At 66.1% G+C, this 17,317-nt stretch carries 8 protein-coding genes; 5 read left to right on the top strand and 3 right to left on the bottom strand.

Translation table 11 applies throughout. From position 1 onward, the window contains the following. Positions 1-204: 204 nt before the first annotated feature. The 5 genes from BJ970_RS32935 (at position 205) to BJ970_RS32915 (ending at position 13,911) form a co-directional block, all read left to right on the top strand. A complete protein-coding gene (locus BJ970_RS32935; RefSeq protein WP_184731501.1) occupies positions 205-8,076 on the top strand; it encodes a WXG100-like domain-containing protein in 7,872 nt (2,623 codons plus the stop codon). 566 nt (positions 8,077-8,642) lie between these two features. Continuing rightward, a complete protein-coding gene (locus tag BJ970_RS32930) occupies positions 8,643-10,076 on the top strand; it encodes an NF041680 family putative transposase (protein WP_312864632.1) in 1,434 nt (477 codons plus the stop codon). Between the two features lie 596 nt (positions 10,077-10,672). Continuing rightward, the gene (gene ltrA / locus BJ970_RS32925) at positions 10,673-12,034 is read left to right on the top strand and encodes a group II intron reverse transcriptase/maturase (RefSeq protein WP_184723821.1); all 1,362 of its coding nucleotides are present in this window, start codon (positions 10,673-10,675) and stop codon (positions 12,032-12,034) included. Between the two features lie 119 nt (positions 12,035-12,153). Further along, positions 12,154-13,668, top strand: a complete 1,515-nt coding sequence (locus tag BJ970_RS32920; RefSeq protein ID WP_184731497.1) for a C25 family cysteine peptidase — start codon at positions 12,154-12,156, stop codon at positions 13,666-13,668. Between the two features lie 6 nt (positions 13,669-13,674). Next, entirely contained in the window at positions 13,675-13,911 is a 237-nt protein-coding gene (locus tag BJ970_RS32915) for a hypothetical protein (RefSeq protein WP_184731495.1), read from the top strand. A gap of 191 nt (positions 13,912-14,102) precedes the next feature. On the opposite strand, the gene BJ970_RS32910 is transcribed toward BJ970_RS32915, so the two are convergent. The 3 genes from BJ970_RS32910 to BJ970_RS32900 all read right to left on the bottom strand — a co-directional run bounded on the left by BJ970_RS32910 (position 14,103) and on the right by BJ970_RS32900 (position 17,098). After that, positions 14,103-15,368, bottom strand: a complete 1,266-nt coding sequence (locus tag BJ970_RS32910) for a hypothetical protein (RefSeq protein ID WP_246471931.1) — start codon at positions 15,366-15,368, stop codon at positions 14,103-14,105. Positions 15,369-15,852: 484 nt separating this feature from the next. Then, complete coding sequence (locus BJ970_RS32905) at positions 15,853-16,587, bottom strand: SDR family oxidoreductase (protein WP_184731493.1); 735 nt, start codon at positions 16,585-16,587, stop codon at positions 15,853-15,855. Between the two features lie 73 nt (positions 16,588-16,660). After that, a complete protein-coding gene (locus BJ970_RS32900) occupies positions 16,661-17,098 on the bottom strand; it encodes a cupin domain-containing protein (protein WP_184731491.1) in 438 nt (145 codons plus the stop codon). Positions 17,099-17,317 lie beyond the last annotated feature (219 nt).

The following is a 17,317-nucleotide window of genomic DNA, read 5'->3' as shown; positions in this document are numbered from 1 at the left end:
GGACCGCATGATCCAGTATCAGAGTGTCCACCACCACTCGGGAAGGCCAGCGCGTACCCTTTTGCTGAGTTTGACAGCTGAACGCGCAAAATCGTTGGCACGTGTGGGGGTGCATGGTTCAACCGGGCGGTATGGTCGGCTCAAGCTGCTGGCGTGGTGGTCGTTTCGGCCTAATTCAGGTCTGCGCTGATTGGGTGATTGCGCGTGTCTGTGCTGGTTCCGGAGGAGGTGCGGCGGCTTTTTCAGGTGTTGACGGGTGAGGATATGACGGATGCGGATGAGGATGCGTTGTTCGCGGTGGCGGGGCGGTTGGAGTCGGGTGCGGTGGCGGTGGAGGTGTTGGCGCCTGTGGTGCGGGAGGTGGTGGGGCGGGTGCGGGGTGGGTTTTCGGGGAAGGCGGCGGATCGGTTTGCGGAGCGGTTAGCGGCGTTTGGTCCGGTGTTGGAGTCTGGGAGTGTGGGGTTGCGGGAGTTGGCGGGGTTTGTGCGGAATTTGGCGTTGCAGGTGCAGTATTTGAAGTTTGTGACGGTGGGGGGTTTGTTGTTGCTGTTGGCGGAGGTGGCGTGGGCGGTGTCGATGGCGGGGTTGACGGCGGGGGCGAGTATGGCGTGGTTGGCGGCGCGGTTTGCGGTGATGCGGTTTCTGTTGTCGCGGTGGTGGGGGCAGCTGTTTATGCGGTTGGCGGTGGCCCAGGTCGTGGGGATCGGGTTGCAGTTGGTGGTGGAGGTGGGGGCGCAGGGTGCGCAGTTTGCGTTGGGGACGCGGAAGAAGTGGGATGGCCAGTTGACGGGGATGGCGGTGGGGGTGGGGTCGTTCAGCGCGTTGTTGGCGGTGCCGTTGTCGGCGTTGGGCAATGTGGTGGGTAATGCGATTACCAAGGTGTTGGTGCGGGGTTTGGGTGACAAGATCGATGCGGAGGTGTTGGCGGCGGCTGCGAGGCATGCTGCGGAGGAGCATGCGCAGTTTTATCCGTTGTCGTCGATGGCGCGTTTTGCTGATGTGGTGTCGAAGAATATTGAGGATTTCACGGGGATGTCGGTGCGGGCGATGTGGGCGGCCCGGTTCGGTCACGGGCTGGGGGAGTCGCTGGAAGAGGGCCTGACCGAAATGTTCGGCGAGGCGGGGTATGGGGCGTTGAGTGGTCAGGGGGCGCAATGGAATCCCTTCTCGTTCACCGCCGGGTTGTCGGAGGCGGTGGGTTCGGGTATTGGCAACCTGGCGGGTCTGGCGATGCGTGGTGAGTTGGTTCCGGCGGGCCGGGCCCGGGATGCCGCCGACGGCGAGAAAGACTCCGCCAACCTGGACACGACTGCGGACAGGTCGGAGGAGCTGAAGACCGATTCCGCTTCGCAGTCGGGTGAAAAGTCCGGCTCCCGGAGCACCGTGTCCGATGTGGACCCCGAGTCGTCGGAACCAGGTTTGAGAACTGTGGCCACCGACCGGAAGCCTGGCTCGGTGGGCTCAGGTGTTCCGGTGGCGTCGTCGGCTTTCTTGCCTGTCGGCTCCGGCCCCGAAAGGGAACCGCTGGCTGGTGTGTCGGGAGCACGGCAAGGCGAAATCGGCGCAGTGGAAAGGGAAATGGCGGCGGGTCGGCCTGCGTCTTCGGATTCGCCGTCGCTGATTAGCCCGGCTCACGGGGCCTGGGCACCGGATGCCAGGATGGCTCCGGATGCTGGTGGGCAGGCCACGTCCGGTGGCGTGCCGAGGGATGTGGATACCGAGGCTGCGGTGGAGCCACCGCCCTACGGCCCGCCCCAGGCCGACGAGGTCTTCCCAGCCGTATCACCGGGTGGCGATCCCCGTTCCGGTACGCCGCCGCCTGGGTACGGTGCGGTTACCGGAGATATCCGCGTCGGTGCTGCATCGTCTGGTGCGGACGGTACGGAGCATTATCGGGTCGGCTCACTGGCTTCTGACAGTGATGCCGAAGTGGGGGGTTCCCATGCCGGTTCGCCGCAACGTGACGACCACGTCGGCCCAGGCACGTCTGGCATGGACGGCGCGGAGCGATACCGTGGCCGTTCGCCGGTTTCTGATGCCATGGCCGATTCGGTTGCCGGGAATGAGGATGCGGCTCGCTTGGGCGGCGGCGCGCCGGAGCCCGCAATGCTGCCGGATTCGGTGGAGGGTCCGGTGTTGGGTGCGAAGGCGATGGGGTTGCCTGCGGATGCGGTGCGGGTGCCGGTGCCGGCGGAGGTGGTCTCTGGCGGTGGGATTGTGGGGTTTGTGCGTGGCCGGGTGGCGGATGTGGGTGGTCTGGTGGTCTTGGTTTCGGGGGAGGGTTCGGGCGCTCCGGTGGTGTCGTCTGCTCAGGCGTCGCGGGTGGCGCGCGAGGTCGGACGTGATGTCGTCGCGTTGATGCCGGGGAGTGGCTGGCATGGTCCGCGGTGGATGCAGTTCGCTCCCGACGGTTCCCGTCCCCGCCCGTTGGGCGGGCCCGGCCGGATTGAGGCCCTGCGGCAGGTCGGCGGGGGGCGCTTCGGGCTGGCGGATTTGGCGCGTTCGTCGGTTCCCGAAAGCCCTGCCGAGACCCAGGTTGCGGGACCGGCCGAAGCAGGGAGTGCTGCGACGGCGCCGGTCGGCGCTGATTCCACGGCTGCCGACGCGGCTGAGTCGCGCACGTGGAGCCATGCCAAGGAACAACCGGCTTCGAATAGTGTGGCTGAGTGGACGGAGTCGGATCTTCGTGGGGCGGTTGAACGGGCTCGGTCCTTGGGTGGGAACCGTGATGTTGCGGTGGGGATCGTGCAGGGCACGCATGAAGTGGTGGCGCTGGCGAGGGACGACGCGGCTGTGTCGCTGGACGACGTGGTGGCCTTGGTCGCGGTGCGCGTTGCTGAGCTGGGCCGTGCGGAAGCACTACGGTTTTCCCGGGAGTTGGCGGCCAGGCTCGGTACGCAGGGGAGGGGATTGGGCATTCGTGCCGGTGCGGAGACGGATTCGCAGGCGGAGGTGCCGGTGCTGGCTGGGGAATGGTCGTGGGGTGATGTGCCGGATGTGGGTTCGCCTCATGCGGGGTGGTGGGAGGCGGGATTCCCAATTTTGCCGGATCTTGTGGGCGCCGGTGCGGGCGCGCTGGATCTCGGCGCGGGCTCGGCCCGGGTGGAGCCACATAGTGCCCGTGACGCGGGTGAGCCCTATACCGGTGCGGCGTTGGGGAAGAAGTTCGGAAAGAGCCAGACATGGGGACGGAATCGCATCCTTGAGATCAGGAGTGAGGTGGATGCTTCTGCCGGCGCCGCGGTTGGCGTTGCGGGGTGGTCGGAGTCGGATTTGCGGAAGGAGGTTGAGCGGGCTCGGTCGGTGAGTGGGCAGCGTGATGTCGCGGCGGGGATCGTCCAGGCCACGCATGATGTCGTGGCGCTGGCGCGGGACGACGCGGCTGTGTCGCTGGATGATGTGGTGGCTTTGGTTGCGGTGCGCTTTGCTGACGGCGGTCGTGATGGGGCGGTGCGGTTTTCCCGGGAGTTGGCGGCCAGGCTGGGTACCGAAGGGACTGGGCTGGCCGTTCGTGCGGGAGCGGGGTCGGAGCCCCAGACAGAGGCTGCGGTGTCCGAGGAGTCCGCGAGTGGCGATCGGACCGGTGGTGTGCTCGCCGAGTCGGTGGGTATTCCGATGACGTGGGGGTTCGATCCGACCGACACCGAGTGGGCGCATGACGTCGGGTCGTGGTCGTTTGATCCGACCGCCGTTGAACAGTCATTGGGTCCTGGGTGGGATGTGGCGGAGCCGGGGGTGATTGCCGCTGCGGAGGGGGCGGCGTCGGAGGGGGTTGATGGTGAGCGGTCGCGGTTGGTGGCTGAGTTGGGTGGGTTGGTCGATGTGTTGGGGCGGCTTTTGACGGGTGCGCCGGAAGGTTATTTGCCTGGGTTGCGGGGGCGGGTTGGGCATTGGTCGCAGACGTTGGCCCGCGGTGAGTTTGATGGTGTGGATGTGGTGGCGTTGCGGAGGCGGGTGGGTGATGCGGGGGCGTTGGTGGAGCGGTTGCGTCGGGACGGGTTGGTTGAGGCCGGCGGCGGTGATGGTGGTGTAGCGGAGTCGAGGGTCGGTTCGGTTGGTGGTGAATCGGTTGATATTGCGGAGGTGGATGCGGCTGATCGTGGTGTTGGCGCGGTGGGTTCGGTTGGTGACGGCGGCAGCCGGAAGCGGGCTCATTCGGGAGATTCGTCGGATGAGGGTGCGGAGCGTCGCTCGGTGGGCCCCGGTGACGCGGTGGGCTCGGCGTCGGAGGCAGGGGAAGCGACCGGATTCGAGAACACGGAGCGGCTGAACGAGGCGGCACGGGTTGCGGCGCGTCGTGCCCGCGATGCGGGGCAGCCCTACAGCGGCGGTGCGTTGGGCAGGAAGTTCGGAAGGAGCAAGGAGTGGGGTCGGCGACGACTTGCGGACATTAGTGGTGAGGGCGGCGCGACCCGATCGGATTTGGATGAGCAGTTGCGGGAGGAGGCACGGGCGGAGGCGCGTCGTGCTCGTGACGCGGGTACCCCCTATAGCGGCAGGGAGTTGGGGGACAAGTTCGAGAAGGGCTTGAAGTGGGGCGTGGCGCGGCTTGCGGAAGTCAACAAGGAGGCGGGTAAGCGCCGGGCCACATCGGCGCAGCGGTTGCGGGATACGACGCAGGCGGAGGAGGGTCGTGCTCTCGAAGCAAGCCAGCCTTACCGCGATGAGGAACTGGGGAAGAATCCAGAAAAAGGCAAGAAGTCGGGGCAGGCGCGGCTTGCGGAGATCGGTGATGAGGGTCGCGAAACCCAGTCGGCTAATGCGCGGTTGCGGGAGGAGGCACGGGCGGAGGCGCGTCGTGCTATTGCCGGAGGCACGCCGCACAGCGCTAAGGCGTTGGGGGAGATGTTCAACAGGAGCAGGGACTGGGGGCAGCAACGGCTTGCCGAAGTCAAAAATGAGAGCGGTATGAGCCGGTGGGCTCTGGACGAGCGGCTGCGAGAGGAGGGGCGGATGGAGGCGCGTCGCGCTCGGGACGCGGGCCGGCCGTACTCCGGCACGGAATTGGGGGACAAGTTCCAAAGGAGCGCTGATTGGGGTCTGCGACGGCTGCGGGAGATAATGAATGAGGTGGGGAGTTCTGCCGGGTTTGCTTCGGATTCCGGCGGTGAGGTGCCGACACATGATGCCGAGTCGGCGGGTGGGACGCAGCCGGTGGAATCCGGCCTGGAGGCGGACTTCCCGACTTTGCCGGAACTTTCGGGCGACAGTGTGGCCGGAGGTGTCGCCGCGGACCCGACGGCGGCGAGCTGGTCGTGGGAGGCCGGATGGGATGTCGGCGACGTGTCAGGTGCGGGTGACCTGGAGTGGCCGCAGCCGGGCGGCGTGGCGGGGTGGTCGGAGTCGGTCTTGCGGACGGAGGTTGAGTGGGCTCGGTTGGTGGGTGGGGCGCGCGATGCGGCGGTAGGGATTGTGCGTGCCACACATAATGTGGTGGCGTTGGCGCGTGGCGATGCGGCCGTGTCGCTGGAGGATGTGGTGGCTTTGGTTGCGGTGCGGGTTGATGCGGTGGGCCGTGACGAGGCGGTGCGGTTTTCCCGGGAGTTGGCGGCCAGACTTGGTACGCAGGGTACGGGGTTGGGAATTCGTGCCGGTGCGGGACCGGGTCCCCGGGCAGCGACACCGGTGCCCGAAGAATCCGTAGCCGATGAGGGGCCGGGTGTTCCAGCGACATGGGTGTTTGATCCGGCCGTTGAGTCTGGGTTGGATTCGGCGGATATTGCGGAACCGTCGTGGAGTGATGCGCCGGGGGCGGGGCCGGATGATGGGCCGAGCCCGGAAGCGGATTTCCTGGCCTCGTGGGAATTCGGGTACCGCAGTGCGGTCGGCGACTTGGCGTCCGATGGGAGCTTGCCGGAGGTTGCGCCGTGGTCGTGGGGTGTTGATGAGGTGCCGATTGCGGGTGCTCTGAACCTGGAGGCGGCCGGCGGGTACCTGAATCCGGGAGCACTGGCGGTGCGGGGCTTAGGCGCGGACACGACTGATCGTCGTCCTCGCGGAACGGGTTCGACCTATGCGGGTGCTGCGTTCGAAACCGTTGACGCGGCGCCGGAATCGGCGGCCGAGACGCCGAATAGTGGGCCCGGCACCGCTGCGGCGTTGGGGAAGAAGTTCGGAATGGGCGCGTCGTGGGGTAGGGAGCGGCTTGCGGAGATTGGTGCGAGTGGCACGTCGCGGGCCTTGCGAAAAGTGGAGCAGGAGCGGGCGGATATGAACGAGGCAGCGCGTGCGGAGGCGCGTCGTGCTCGTGATGCGGGTGAGCCCCACACCGGTGCCACGCTTGGGGAGAAGTTCGGCAAGAGCAGGTGGTGGGGGCGGGATCGGCTTGGTGAGATCGAGTCTGAGGGCGATGCGACCCGGTTGGCTGTGCGGGGGAAGGAGGCGGAGCGGTTGCGGGAGGCAGGGCGTGCGCAGGCGCGTCGTGCTCGTGATGCGGGTGAGCCCCACACCGGTGAAACGGTGGGGAAGTTCGGGAAGAGCGAGAGGAGGGGAAACGCCGGGAGTAAGCGTGGTGCGACCGGGTTGGTCGCAAGGGGGCCGGCGGGGGAGCAGTTGCGGGAGGATGCGCGGGTGGAGGCGCGTCGTGCTCGTGATGCGGGTGAGTTCTACACCGGTAAGGCGTTGGGGGAGAAGTTCGGGATGAGCGAGGCGTGGGGTAAATCCCGGCTCGTGGAAATCAATGCTCAGGGCGGCGGGGCCCGGCGAACCTTGCGGGCAGAGGAGCGTGAGTGGGCGCAGGAGCGGGAGGCGGCGCGGGTGGAGGCGCGTCGTGCTCGTGACGCGGGTGAACCCTACACCGCTCCCAAGTTGGCCGAGAAATTCGGGAAGAGCACGGCGTGGGGACAGCATCGACTTGCCGAGATCAAGGATACGGATGGTGCGACCGGGTCGGCTGTGCGGGAGCCGGCGGCGAGGCAGGTGCGGGAGGCGGCGCGGGTGGAGGCGCGTCGTGCCCGTGACGCGGGTGAGCCCTACACGGGTAAGGCATTGGCGGCGAAGTTCGGGAAGAGTATGGCATGGGGGGCGCGCCTGCTTGCGGGAATCAGGGCCGAGGGTGATGCGGGTCGGCCGCCTTTGCCGGAGCAGGATCCCCAGTCGGACGTACCGGTGTCGGAGGATTTTGCGGTCAGCGGTCAGGTCGGTGCTACGGCCGCCGAGTCCGCAGTGGATTCGCCGGGCGTTGGGGGGTGGTGGTCGTGGGGTGATGCGGCGGGGACGGGGCCGGATGACGCGGGGTTGTTCGCTTTCGATGCGGACTTCGATCTGGACGGGGCTGATTTTGGCGTCGGAGCAGTGGATTCGGCTGGTGAGAGCAGCGGGCGTAAGCAAGGTCTTGGCGATGGTTCGGGCGAGGGTACGGGTCGTAGGTCCTCGGTTCTGCCGGGTCTCCCGGAATTGCCAGAGGTCGGGGGCAGCAGTGCGGCCTTTGGTGGCTTGTCCGGGGTGGAGCCGTCGCCGTGGGATGTTGATGAAGCGGGGGGTGGGGATGTCGCGGATTTGGTGGCTGGTGAGGGTTATGTGGATCGGCATGGCGTGGAGTTCTTCGGGTTCGGGTTGGATGTGGGCGTGGTTGATCGCGGTACCAGCGCTGTGGGTTCGGCGGATGGAGGTGCCGCGGAGTTGCTGGCGGAGTTCGGCGGTGAGGCTGCGGAGCCCGGTGGTGTGGCGGTGGATCCGGCACCGGGAGCGGTGGAGGCGGCCGAGCAGATTGAGCGTGCCGAGTCGTTGCATGAGGCTGCGCGGGTGGAGGCGCGTCGTGCTCGTGATGCGGGCGAGCCCTACAGCGGTGCGGCGTTGGGGAAGAAGTTCGGGAAGGGCCGGTCGTGGGGCCGAGCACGACTTGTGGAGATAAGGGATGAGGGTGCTGCGGCGCGGCCAGCTGTGCTGGTGCGGGAGTGGGCGCAGGCGCGGGCGGAGGCGCGGGCGGAGGCGCGTCGTGCTCGTGATGCGGGCGAGCCCTACAGCGGTGCGGCGTTGGGGAAGAAGTTCGGGAAGAGCAAGGCGTGGGGTAAGTCCCGGCTTGCGGAAATCAAGACTGAGGATGGCGGGGCGGGGCGGCCCCGGGCTAGTGGATGACAAGCCGTAGGGGCGTGCGTTGATCTCAGTGGGCGAGCCTGTGATTCTCACGTTCAGTAGCGCAGATTGGCCAATGTGGGGTACACCAACCGACTGGCGCGATAGATGTGCGGGTGGTCTCCTGTCGTCAGGGAGCTGATGAATGTTTTCAAAGGTCGCATCGGCGCTGCCGCCGGGGCGCTACTCGTGGTGAGGAGTTTGCTCACATTCTGTTCCTGTGAGAATCGGTCAGGGGTCGTCCGTGTTGAGGATGACTAGCTGATGTTGGTGCGGGTATCGGTATGGACATCACGTTACCGCACCGGCATGGAACGCTGCCTCGATGGGCCGACGGGAATAGAGATTCCCATGAGCAATGAGGACATCGCGATCAGGGTTTGAACGCGCGGTGATGGTGCGGCGGCCGATTTGCGTTACCGGAGGCCACACGGCCAGCTGTCACCTAAGCTTGTTGTTTAACCAGGTAGCGCTGGGGTGTGCCCCCAGTTGATCACGGACGAAGCCCTTGGTTGATCATTCCTCTTGCGACAGAAGGAAGATCACAACCAAGGGCTTCGATGATCAGTGTGCACGACACCGGCCAGGCCGATGCGTTCGGGGAGCTGTCCGGGTTCCGCCAGCGGTTCTACGACGAGTGTCTGACCAGGCGGGGGGATGCGTTGTTCGAGCTGACCGACGCGGTGCTGTGCACTGCGGGGCCGGTGACCAGCCTGGCCGAACTGTCCCTTACCGCGGAGCATAGGCGCGGGCATGGTGCTGGCTACGACGCGATCAACCATGGCAGCATCGAGGTCGGCCGGTTACGCACCGCCCTGGCCGAGCTCCCCTTACCGCGCGCCGCGGACGGGCGGATCGCCCTGGCCGTGGACGTCTCACCCTGGCTGCGTCCGGACGCCGCGTGCAGCCCTGAGCGGTTGTTCTGCCATGTCTATGGCCGCTCCCGTAGTGCCTCGCAGTTCATCCCGGGCTGGCCCTACTCCTTTGTCGCCGCGCTGGAGACCGGGCGTACCTCCTGGACGGCGATCCTCGACGCGGTACGGCTGGGGCCCGCCGACGATGCCACCGCGGTCACCGCCGCTCAACTGCGTGAGGTCGTGGGCCGGATCATCGACGCCGGACACTGGCAGCCTGGCGATCCACACATCCTGATCGTGGCCGACGCCGGCTACGACGTGACCCGGCTGGCCTTCGTTCTGGCCGATCTGCCCGTCGAGCTGGTGGGCAGAATCCGTTCCGACCGCGTCATGCTGCGGCCCGCACCGCCCCGGCCGCCGGGGACCATCGGGCGTCCGCACAAGCACGGCGGCGTGTTCACCCTGGCCGACCAGAACAGCTGGCATGCCCCCGACCACACCACCGACACCGACACCACCCGCTACGGACACGCCCAGGCGCGGGCCTGGGACCGGCTGCACCCGCGCCTGACCCACCGCGGCCCCTGGCTGGACCATGAGGGCGAGCTGCCCCTCGTCGAGGGCACCGTGATCCGTTTGCAGGTCGAACACCTGCCCGGCGATCGGGACCCCACACCGGTGTGGCTGTGGTCCTCGGTCACCGGCGCCAGCGCCGAGTTGGTTGATCTGCTCTGGCAGGCGTTCCTACGCCGGTTCGACCTCGAACACACCTTCCGACTTCTCAAGCAAACCCTCGGATGGACCCGCCCGAAACTGCGGGCACCCGACTCGGCCGATCGCTGGACCTGGCTGATCCTGGTCGCCCACACGCAACTACGCCTCGCCCGCCCCATCACCGAAGACCTTCGACGCCCCTGGGAAAAACCGGTCACCGAGCCCCGCCGGCTGACTCCCGCCCGCGTCCGGCGAGGGTTTCGCAACATCCGCGCGAAGGCCGGTCACCCGGCAGCCGCACCGAAACCCTCCCGACCCGGTCCCGGACGCCCACCCGGCTCCCCCAACACCCACCGCGCCACCCGTCACGATGTCGGCAAGACCATCAAACGCAACCTCACCCTCCAACAACACCAAAACCGCACAGGTTAAACAACAAGCGTACGTCCAGCAGTCCGGGCGTCATCGCAGCTCAGAAGGGATGTGAACAGATGTAACCGGGCGACAAGCTCAGGGCAGCCAGCCGGTGTGAGTCCGGTCCGGGGAGACGCCAGGGTCCTCGGTAGCTGACTCCCGGCGTCGATCGAGAGGTCGGCGTCGAAGTGGAGTGACAAGCGCCCTTCGGGGGCGTGCAACCGGCCAGTCCGCAACATCAAGTGAAGCCTGCAGCGTCGTTATTTAAGCCCTGTCAGCGATGACGGGGACCAAGGAGGAGCCGAGCCTGTGCTTGAACGGCGAAGGCCATGGAAGGCGATCTTGGACCTGGAGCGGTCGCCGAGGAACCTCCCGGCGTAAGGGGCGTGGAATGGTCGGAAGGTTGGCCTGGGAACTGGAGAGAGCCTCCTCGGCCCCACGCATGCGGCGTGGGAAGCGTGGCTTGCCTATAACCGGCGGAACCGGGAAGTGGCGGGCTGTCGAGAGGCAGTCGGAGGGGGCAGTAGTAGTGCCGATCGGCGGGACAACACAACCCGCTGGGAGCGAAGGGCCCCTACTTCATCGACGCGATCCGCGAACAGGGAGGGACTCGGGTGAGTGCCGTATCGGCTAGTTCCGCCCGCCGGGAGGACACGGGCCGCGAGCAGCGGCGTCCTCTGGACAAGGTCCGAGCCTTGCAGTGGACGCTATACCGCTGTGCCAAGCAAGAACCCGAACGCCGGTTTCATGCCTTGTATGGCCACGTCCACCGCATGGACGTCTTGTGGCGGGCTTGGATCGGAGTGAGTACGAACCGGGGAGCCGCCGGGGTGGACGGGGTGACCGTCGACGCGGTGGCGGCCGCGGGGGTGGAAGCGTTCCTCCAGGGCCTGGCGGAGCGACTGCGGACGCATAGCTATCGTCCGTCAGCGCTGCGGCGGGTCCAGATTCCCAAGCCGGGGCGGCCGGGGGAGTTCCGGCCGTTGTCGATCCCCACCGTGGCCGACCGGGTGGTGATGATGGCCGCGAAGCTGGTGCTCGAACCGGTCTTCGAGGCCCAGTTCACCGAGGCCAGCTACGGGTTCCGGCCCAAGCGATCCGCGATAGACGCGTGCGAGGCCGTGCGCGTCGCAGCGAACCAGGGTCGCGAATGGGTATTCGAGGCCGACATCCGGGACTGTTTCGGCACGATCGGGCATGACGCCTTGCTCAACGAGGTGGCCCGCCGGGTGGCGGACCGGTCGATGCTCAAGCTGCTGCGGTCCTGGCTGAGGATGGGAATCCTGGAGGGCGGGGTGACTTCCCCGACCGGGGCGGGAACCCCGCAGGGCTCGCCGATTTCCCCGTTGATGGCCAACATTGCGTTGCACGTGCTGGATGAGGCATGGCAGCACGAGGGCCGCCGGTTGGGGATCTTGGTGCGCTACTGCGATGACTTCGTGGTCTTGTCGCCGACCAGGCAGCGCGCCGAGCAGGCGCGTGAATTGGCCGCGAGGGTGCTGGAACGGCTCGGGATGCGGTTGCACCCGGAGAAGTCCGGCATCGTCTGCCTCACCAGGGGCGGGCAGGGCTTCGAGTTTCTCGGATTCCACCACCGGAAAATGGAATCGTGGAGATGGCGGGGCAGGTTCTACCTGCAACGCTGGCCCTCGGCGCGAGCGATGCGGGTGCTGCGGGACAAAGTCCGCGCGGCGACCGCGTGTTCGAAGGCGGTCCGGCCGCTGTCCGCGGTGGTCGCCGACCTCAACTCCGTACTACGCGGGTGGGGTGGCTATTTCCGTAACGGGAACTCCGGGCGGAAGTTCAACGCTGTCGATGGCTACGTCCACGAGCGGTTGGCGATCCTCGCCAGCCGCAAACATGGCCTCAGGGGCCGGAACTGGACCACCCGCTTCACTTATGGGTGGGTCACCCGGCTCGGGGTCTACCGCTTGACCGGGACCGTGCGCAGGGCGACGGTGCATGCCAGTCGGTGAACGATGTCGGAAAGCCGTGTGCGGGAGAACCGCATGCACGGTTTGATGCGGCGGGGACTGGAAACGGAGCGTTATGCCACCGCGCCAGTCTCCGACCCTACTAAGATAAGGATTGTGTCATGGGCAATGTAGTCAAGTTGGTTGTCACCAATAACTCCGTCCTGCTGAAAAAGTACAAAGAATCAGGCCTCAAGGTTGTGCAAAATGAGCTCGAAAATCTCATCAAGGCGGATGAGAAGCGTGGCATCACCACCACCGTGGTGGACATGAGCAACAAGCAAGAAATGGACAAGTATAAAGCACCGGTAGTGACGGACAGTACGGATGATAAGCAGAACAAGGACGCCGTCGACGCGGTGTTCACATTCTCCAAGCCTGCCTATCTGATGATCCTGGGCAGCTACGACGTCGTCCCCCACGTGGAACTGACAAACCCTGTTTATAATTCCAAAGAAGGCGACACCGATCGTTGGGTTCCCAGTGATCTGCCGTATGCGTGCGAGACCTCCTATGCTGCTGGAGGTAAGGATCCTGCGAAGTACACAAGTGCCAGTCGGGTGGTCGGCCGACTCCCGGATATCACGGAAAGCTCTGATTCGTCCTACCTGGTCAGCCTCATCAAGGGTGCCGCCAGCGCAGCTCCACTTGAGAAAAGTACCGAATACTTCGGCCTTTCCACCGAAAAATGGGAGGGGTCGAGCACGAAGAACGCGGCCCAGATCTTCGGCAGCTCCGACAAGGTCAACTTGGTTCCGCCTAAGGGATCGCCGTGGGAAAAGGCAGCTCTGGTTCCCGTGAACCACTTCGTTAACTGTCATGGGGCCGCCAAAGACCCTCAATGGTACGGACAATCCAAGGACTATCCTTACCACTATCCCGTAGCCCTTAAGGCCGGCGATATCGACCAGGGCATCACCAAGGGGGCGATCGTTACAGCGGAGTGCTGCTACGGTGCACTCCTCTACTCCCCAGACGCCAGCACGCGGATGGCTATCTGCAACACTTATCTCTTCCAAGGTGCGTCGATGGTCCTCGGCAGCACAACTATTGCCTACGGGCCGAGTGCCTCGTGTGACTGGGCCGATCTGATCGTCCAGTACGCCTTCCAGGAAGTTCTCAACGGCCAGTCCACGGGGTATGCCACGCTCAAGACGCGGCAGGACTATGTGAAGAATAAGCCCCATCTCGATGGGATAGATCTGAAGACGCTTGCGCAGTTCATCCTGCTCGGTGACCCCTCGCTCAAGCCGGTGAAACCACCGCAAAAAGTGGCCGAGGCCGATATGCACGCGGCCGTGACAGAGCGCCGTCGGGAAGCCCAGCTGATCGCGACCACGCTGGAACAAAGCGTCTCGGTGCCCGTGCCGATTCCCGACTCTGAACGCAGCTCCGAGCTTGAGGCGCGCTTGCGTGAGATCGGCGAAAACCACGGACTGTCCTCGCTGACCATTTCCTCGTTCGCCGGGGTCTGGACGGGCGACAGGGATGTGCTAGAGGCAGTCGGGCAGCCGCCGCGTATTCACCTGCTGCACGGCCAGCGCGACCCGGACGCCCCCGTGCACACCGGCGTCATCGTGATCGTCCGCGAGCAGGAAGGAACCGTTGTGTCCGTGGACGAGGCCGAGGCCCGGTGACCGTCAGTGACACGGCTGCGCGGCTTGCTCTCGATCAAGCGAATCAACGTGGGCTCCAAGAGCGAGAAGGACGCCCTCATCCTGCACTCCGGCGGGCAGGACTACGTGGTACGCCGACCCGGCGAGCATTCGTTCCAGGCAACGAGCCTGGACTACTTGTCGGGCCATCTCGTGGAAGTCGAGGGCGAGATCGACCAGCAGTATTTCTACGTCACTGACTGGACCGTGCTGGACAACGAATGACACCGCCTCGACGCACGGTCTGCTCGGCACAGTCGAGCAGACCGTGCGTCGCACCGCGCGGTCGGTTGGGTCGCTGCGTTGTGAATGGCCATCGCGGCGACCCGAAGGCGGTCGCGCACGGTGTTCAGGTCGGCGGCGGCATCGGCCGTGCCGTAACGGCATCGGATCGGGTCTCAGTCTGAGCGGAACGCTCAGCGCACCAGTCGGTGGTCGCCTTGCCGTTGCAGCGCTCGGAAATCCTCGATCCAGGCGTAGCCGCGCCCGGGCAGGCCGTCGGGCCCCGGCTGCACCGTTTTGGACGCGAACAGGCTGTTGAACAGCCAGGGCGTCTTGTCCGGCCCGAAGTCGCGCACCATCGCTGCGTCCTGCCCGATCCCGTAGGTGGCTAGCGCGAGCTTGCCGGTATTGCGGAACCGCTGCACCTGGTCCCGCAGGAAGTGCTTGTGCTGCTCGTACCAGGGGCTGGAGGACAGGAAGTCGTTCCACTGCTGCTGGGGGACCGGATGGTCGATCGCCGCGCGCACCACTTCCCACACCGGCGTGCCCTGGCGGAAGCCGTAACGGCGGGCGAACTCGTCGCTGACCGGCTCGGTGAGCTTGCTCTTCCAGAACCGCACCAGGGAGAACTCGGTGACCAGGAAGGACTGATCCTTGCGCAGCTTGGGCAGCACGTAGTCGACGTACTTGTCGACGCCTGCCGGGGAATCCACGTGCGGGTGGATGTCCACGCCTTCGATGGCGGGTGTGCGGCGGGCGTAGTCCACCCAGCGCGCGGTGGACGCAGTCTGCCCGTCCGGCGAGTCGAGATGGTTCAGCGCGCCCATGAACAGCCGCGTCCGGGAGTTCTGGCCGAACCGCTGCGTGCGCTGGTCGATCACGTGCTGCGTGATCGCCTCGTAGTACTCGTTGAGCCGCTTGTCCCGCTCGTTCTTCTGGGTCTCCAGGAACGGCTCGTTGCCGATCGTGAGGATGTCTACCTCGTTCAGGACTCCCGACAGGACCTTGTCCACCCGGGCGAGTTCCGCGGTCATCTCGGGCGAGCCCGGGCGCGGGATGGGCCGCTCTCTGTTCTGGAACTTCAGCGACAGCGTGGTGCCGTAACCGCGGTCGGCGGCGTCGAGCAGCATGCGGATCTCCGGCTGCTGCGCGGGATCGCCCTTGTCGGCCTCGTGCATGGGGTAGAAACCGCGCAGCCAGCTGGTGTCGATCGCACGCAGCTCGGGGAAGGTGACTGTGCGCGGGTCGCCGTTGAAGTTCGCGCCGAGCACACCATCGGGACGCGACGCGGGGACACTGCCCGAGGCCAGTGCCTGCATCTGGCCGAGCTTGGTGCCGCAGCCCGCGAGCCCGAGCATGCCCGCGCTCGCGGCGAGCCCGAACAGTCCTGCCAGCCTGCGGCGCGATAGGGGCGTGCGTTCATTCAGCCGCGCTGGTTCGTCTGGGACGTGTGGCCGCATGGCGCCTCCACTGCATGCTGATCGTTGTACGTTCCGGGGTGGCCGTTCGGCGCAGCGGTCTGTTCCGATCGGGCGGTCGCGGAGTCTGCCGGACATCGGTCGGAAAATGGTCCCGTGCCGCCGCTATTTGGGGAACCTCGCGGCGCCGCGGCGCACACATCCTGCAACAGGAGCGCGGGTCTTGAACACCGACGAACGGCTGAGAAGCAACAGCCAGCCGATGACCCGCTGGCAGTCAAGTGATAGTTCCAGTAGCAGCGGTGCGGTCGTCGGTGGCTACGAGCGATCGGATCGCGATCACCCACGCCTGAAAGGCTTCCGCCTGCCCCACGTCACCTCGACGAGATCTTCAGCAGCCGAACTCGAATCGTCCTGTTTGGACAATTACCGCGCCAGCCGGCAACACAGCCGACACCCCAGCACAGTGGCTCAACCGCGCGGCGGGCGTGAGCGTGCGCAGCATCTGTGTCGTCACCGAGCCGAGTCAGCGCGCCAGCCACTGCCGATAGGTGGTCCTGGCGATGACGGTGCCCTTCTTGGCGATGAGGACGTCGCCCGAGACGGCGGCGAACATGCCGGCGCTGTTGTCGGTGACGACGGCGCGATGGTCACCACGGGCGGCGAGAGTGATCTTGCCCAGCTCGTCGAGCGCGAAGACCTCGGGGCCGGCGACGTTGCGGGTGCCCTGTAGAGGCGCGCCCTGGCTGACGTCGGCCACGGCCTGGGCGACGTCGGCCGCGGCGATGGGCTGGAGGAGCGTGGCCGGCAGGCGGACGGCGTTCTCGTCGGCGGTCCAGGACAGCGTCGCGTCCATGAACTCGAAGAACTGCGTGGCGCGGACGATCGAGTACGGCACGGGGCCAGCCTTGAGAAGGTCCTCCTGCAGCACCTTGGCGCGGTAATAGGCCAAGCCCGGCACCTGGTCGACGCCCACGATCGAGAGGATGACCGCGTGGCCGACGCCGGCGGCCTTGGCGGCCGTCAGCAGGTTGTCCATGGTCTCCTGGAAGAACGCGAGCGAGGCTTCGTCGAAGGTCGGCGAGTTCGTTAGGTTGACGACGACGTCGGTTCCCGCCAGCGCCTCGCGCAAGCCTTGCCCGCTGCGCAGGTCCAGACCGGTCGACGGCGAGTGCGGCACCGCCTCGTGCCCGCTCGCGTTCAGGATCTTGACTACCTGCGATCCAATGAGCCCGGTCCCACCGATGACAGCGATCTTCATTGCTTTGACCTTCCTTGTTCTCGGAGAATGAAAGTCTTGAGCACGACGGGGTGCGGTGCAGCTGAGCCAGTGGTCAGTCTGTGCCCGGGGCCCGGCGGTTCTTACGCCGGACGAGCTCTTCCTCGTCCACGAGGGTGAGCATCGGTTTGCCTGGTTCGCAGAGCATGGTGACGGTGAAGCGCACCGGGATGTCGCCGCGGTTGTTGCCGTCCTGGTAGTGGATGACGTCGCCGCCGGGTTCCCAGAAGGCCTCGCCGGCGCGGAGGACACGCGCCGGCTGGCCTTCGAGCTCGAACACCATCTCGCCGTCCAGCACATAGCCGAAGGCCGGTCCGGAGTGCCGATGCGGAGGGGTACCAGGGTCGCCCGGCGGGAACTCGACAACGACGGTCATCGCGTGCGCACCCGCCGGAATGAAGGGAGGCTCCGCCTCCTGCACCACAGTGAGCGCCGACTGCCACGCATTCGATCGTGGTTTCTGTTCGGCGTTGGTCGACTCGATGTTCGACATGACAAAACCTCCCTAAGCAACGGGATGCGGAGGGTCCGCCCACCTGCAGAGCCCGCATTATCGCGCGAGTTGTCACCCCTCACTTGGTCATGCCGTTGGCGGCTGGCATCAACCTGGGGCTTTGGTCCTCATCGAAGTGAGACCGAGTCGAACTCGTGGCCTGGTGCCTCGTTCATGGAACCTTGGTTGAGGCATAGATCACCTCGGGCACGCAACGCC

It is taken from the genome of Saccharopolyspora phatthalungensis, from assembly GCF_014203395.1.
In the GTDB taxonomy this organism is placed as follows: Bacteria; Actinomycetota; Actinomycetes; order Mycobacteriales; family Pseudonocardiaceae; genus Saccharopolyspora; species Saccharopolyspora phatthalungensis.
Note: the sequence above shows the minus strand (reverse complement) of the source record. Positions and strands in the feature narration are given on the sequence as shown.

What these genes read in the sequence shown, in the direction of transcription:
- BJ970_RS32920 (WP_184731497.1), top strand. Translation starts at nt 12,154, where the DNA reads ATGGGCAATGTAGTCAAGTTGGTTGTCACCAATAACTCCGTCCTGCTG.
- BJ970_RS32910 (WP_246471931.1), bottom strand. Translation starts at nt 15,368, where the DNA reads ATGCGGCCACACGTCCCAGACGAACCAGCGCGGCTGAATGAACGCACG.
- BJ970_RS32905 (WP_184731493.1), bottom strand. Translation starts at nt 16,587, where the DNA reads ATGAAGATCGCTGTCATCGGTGGGACCGGGCTCATTGGATCGCAGGTA.
- BJ970_RS32900 (WP_184731491.1), bottom strand. Translation starts at nt 17,098, where the DNA reads ATGTCGAACATCGAGTCGACCAACGCCGAACAGAAACCACGATCGAAT.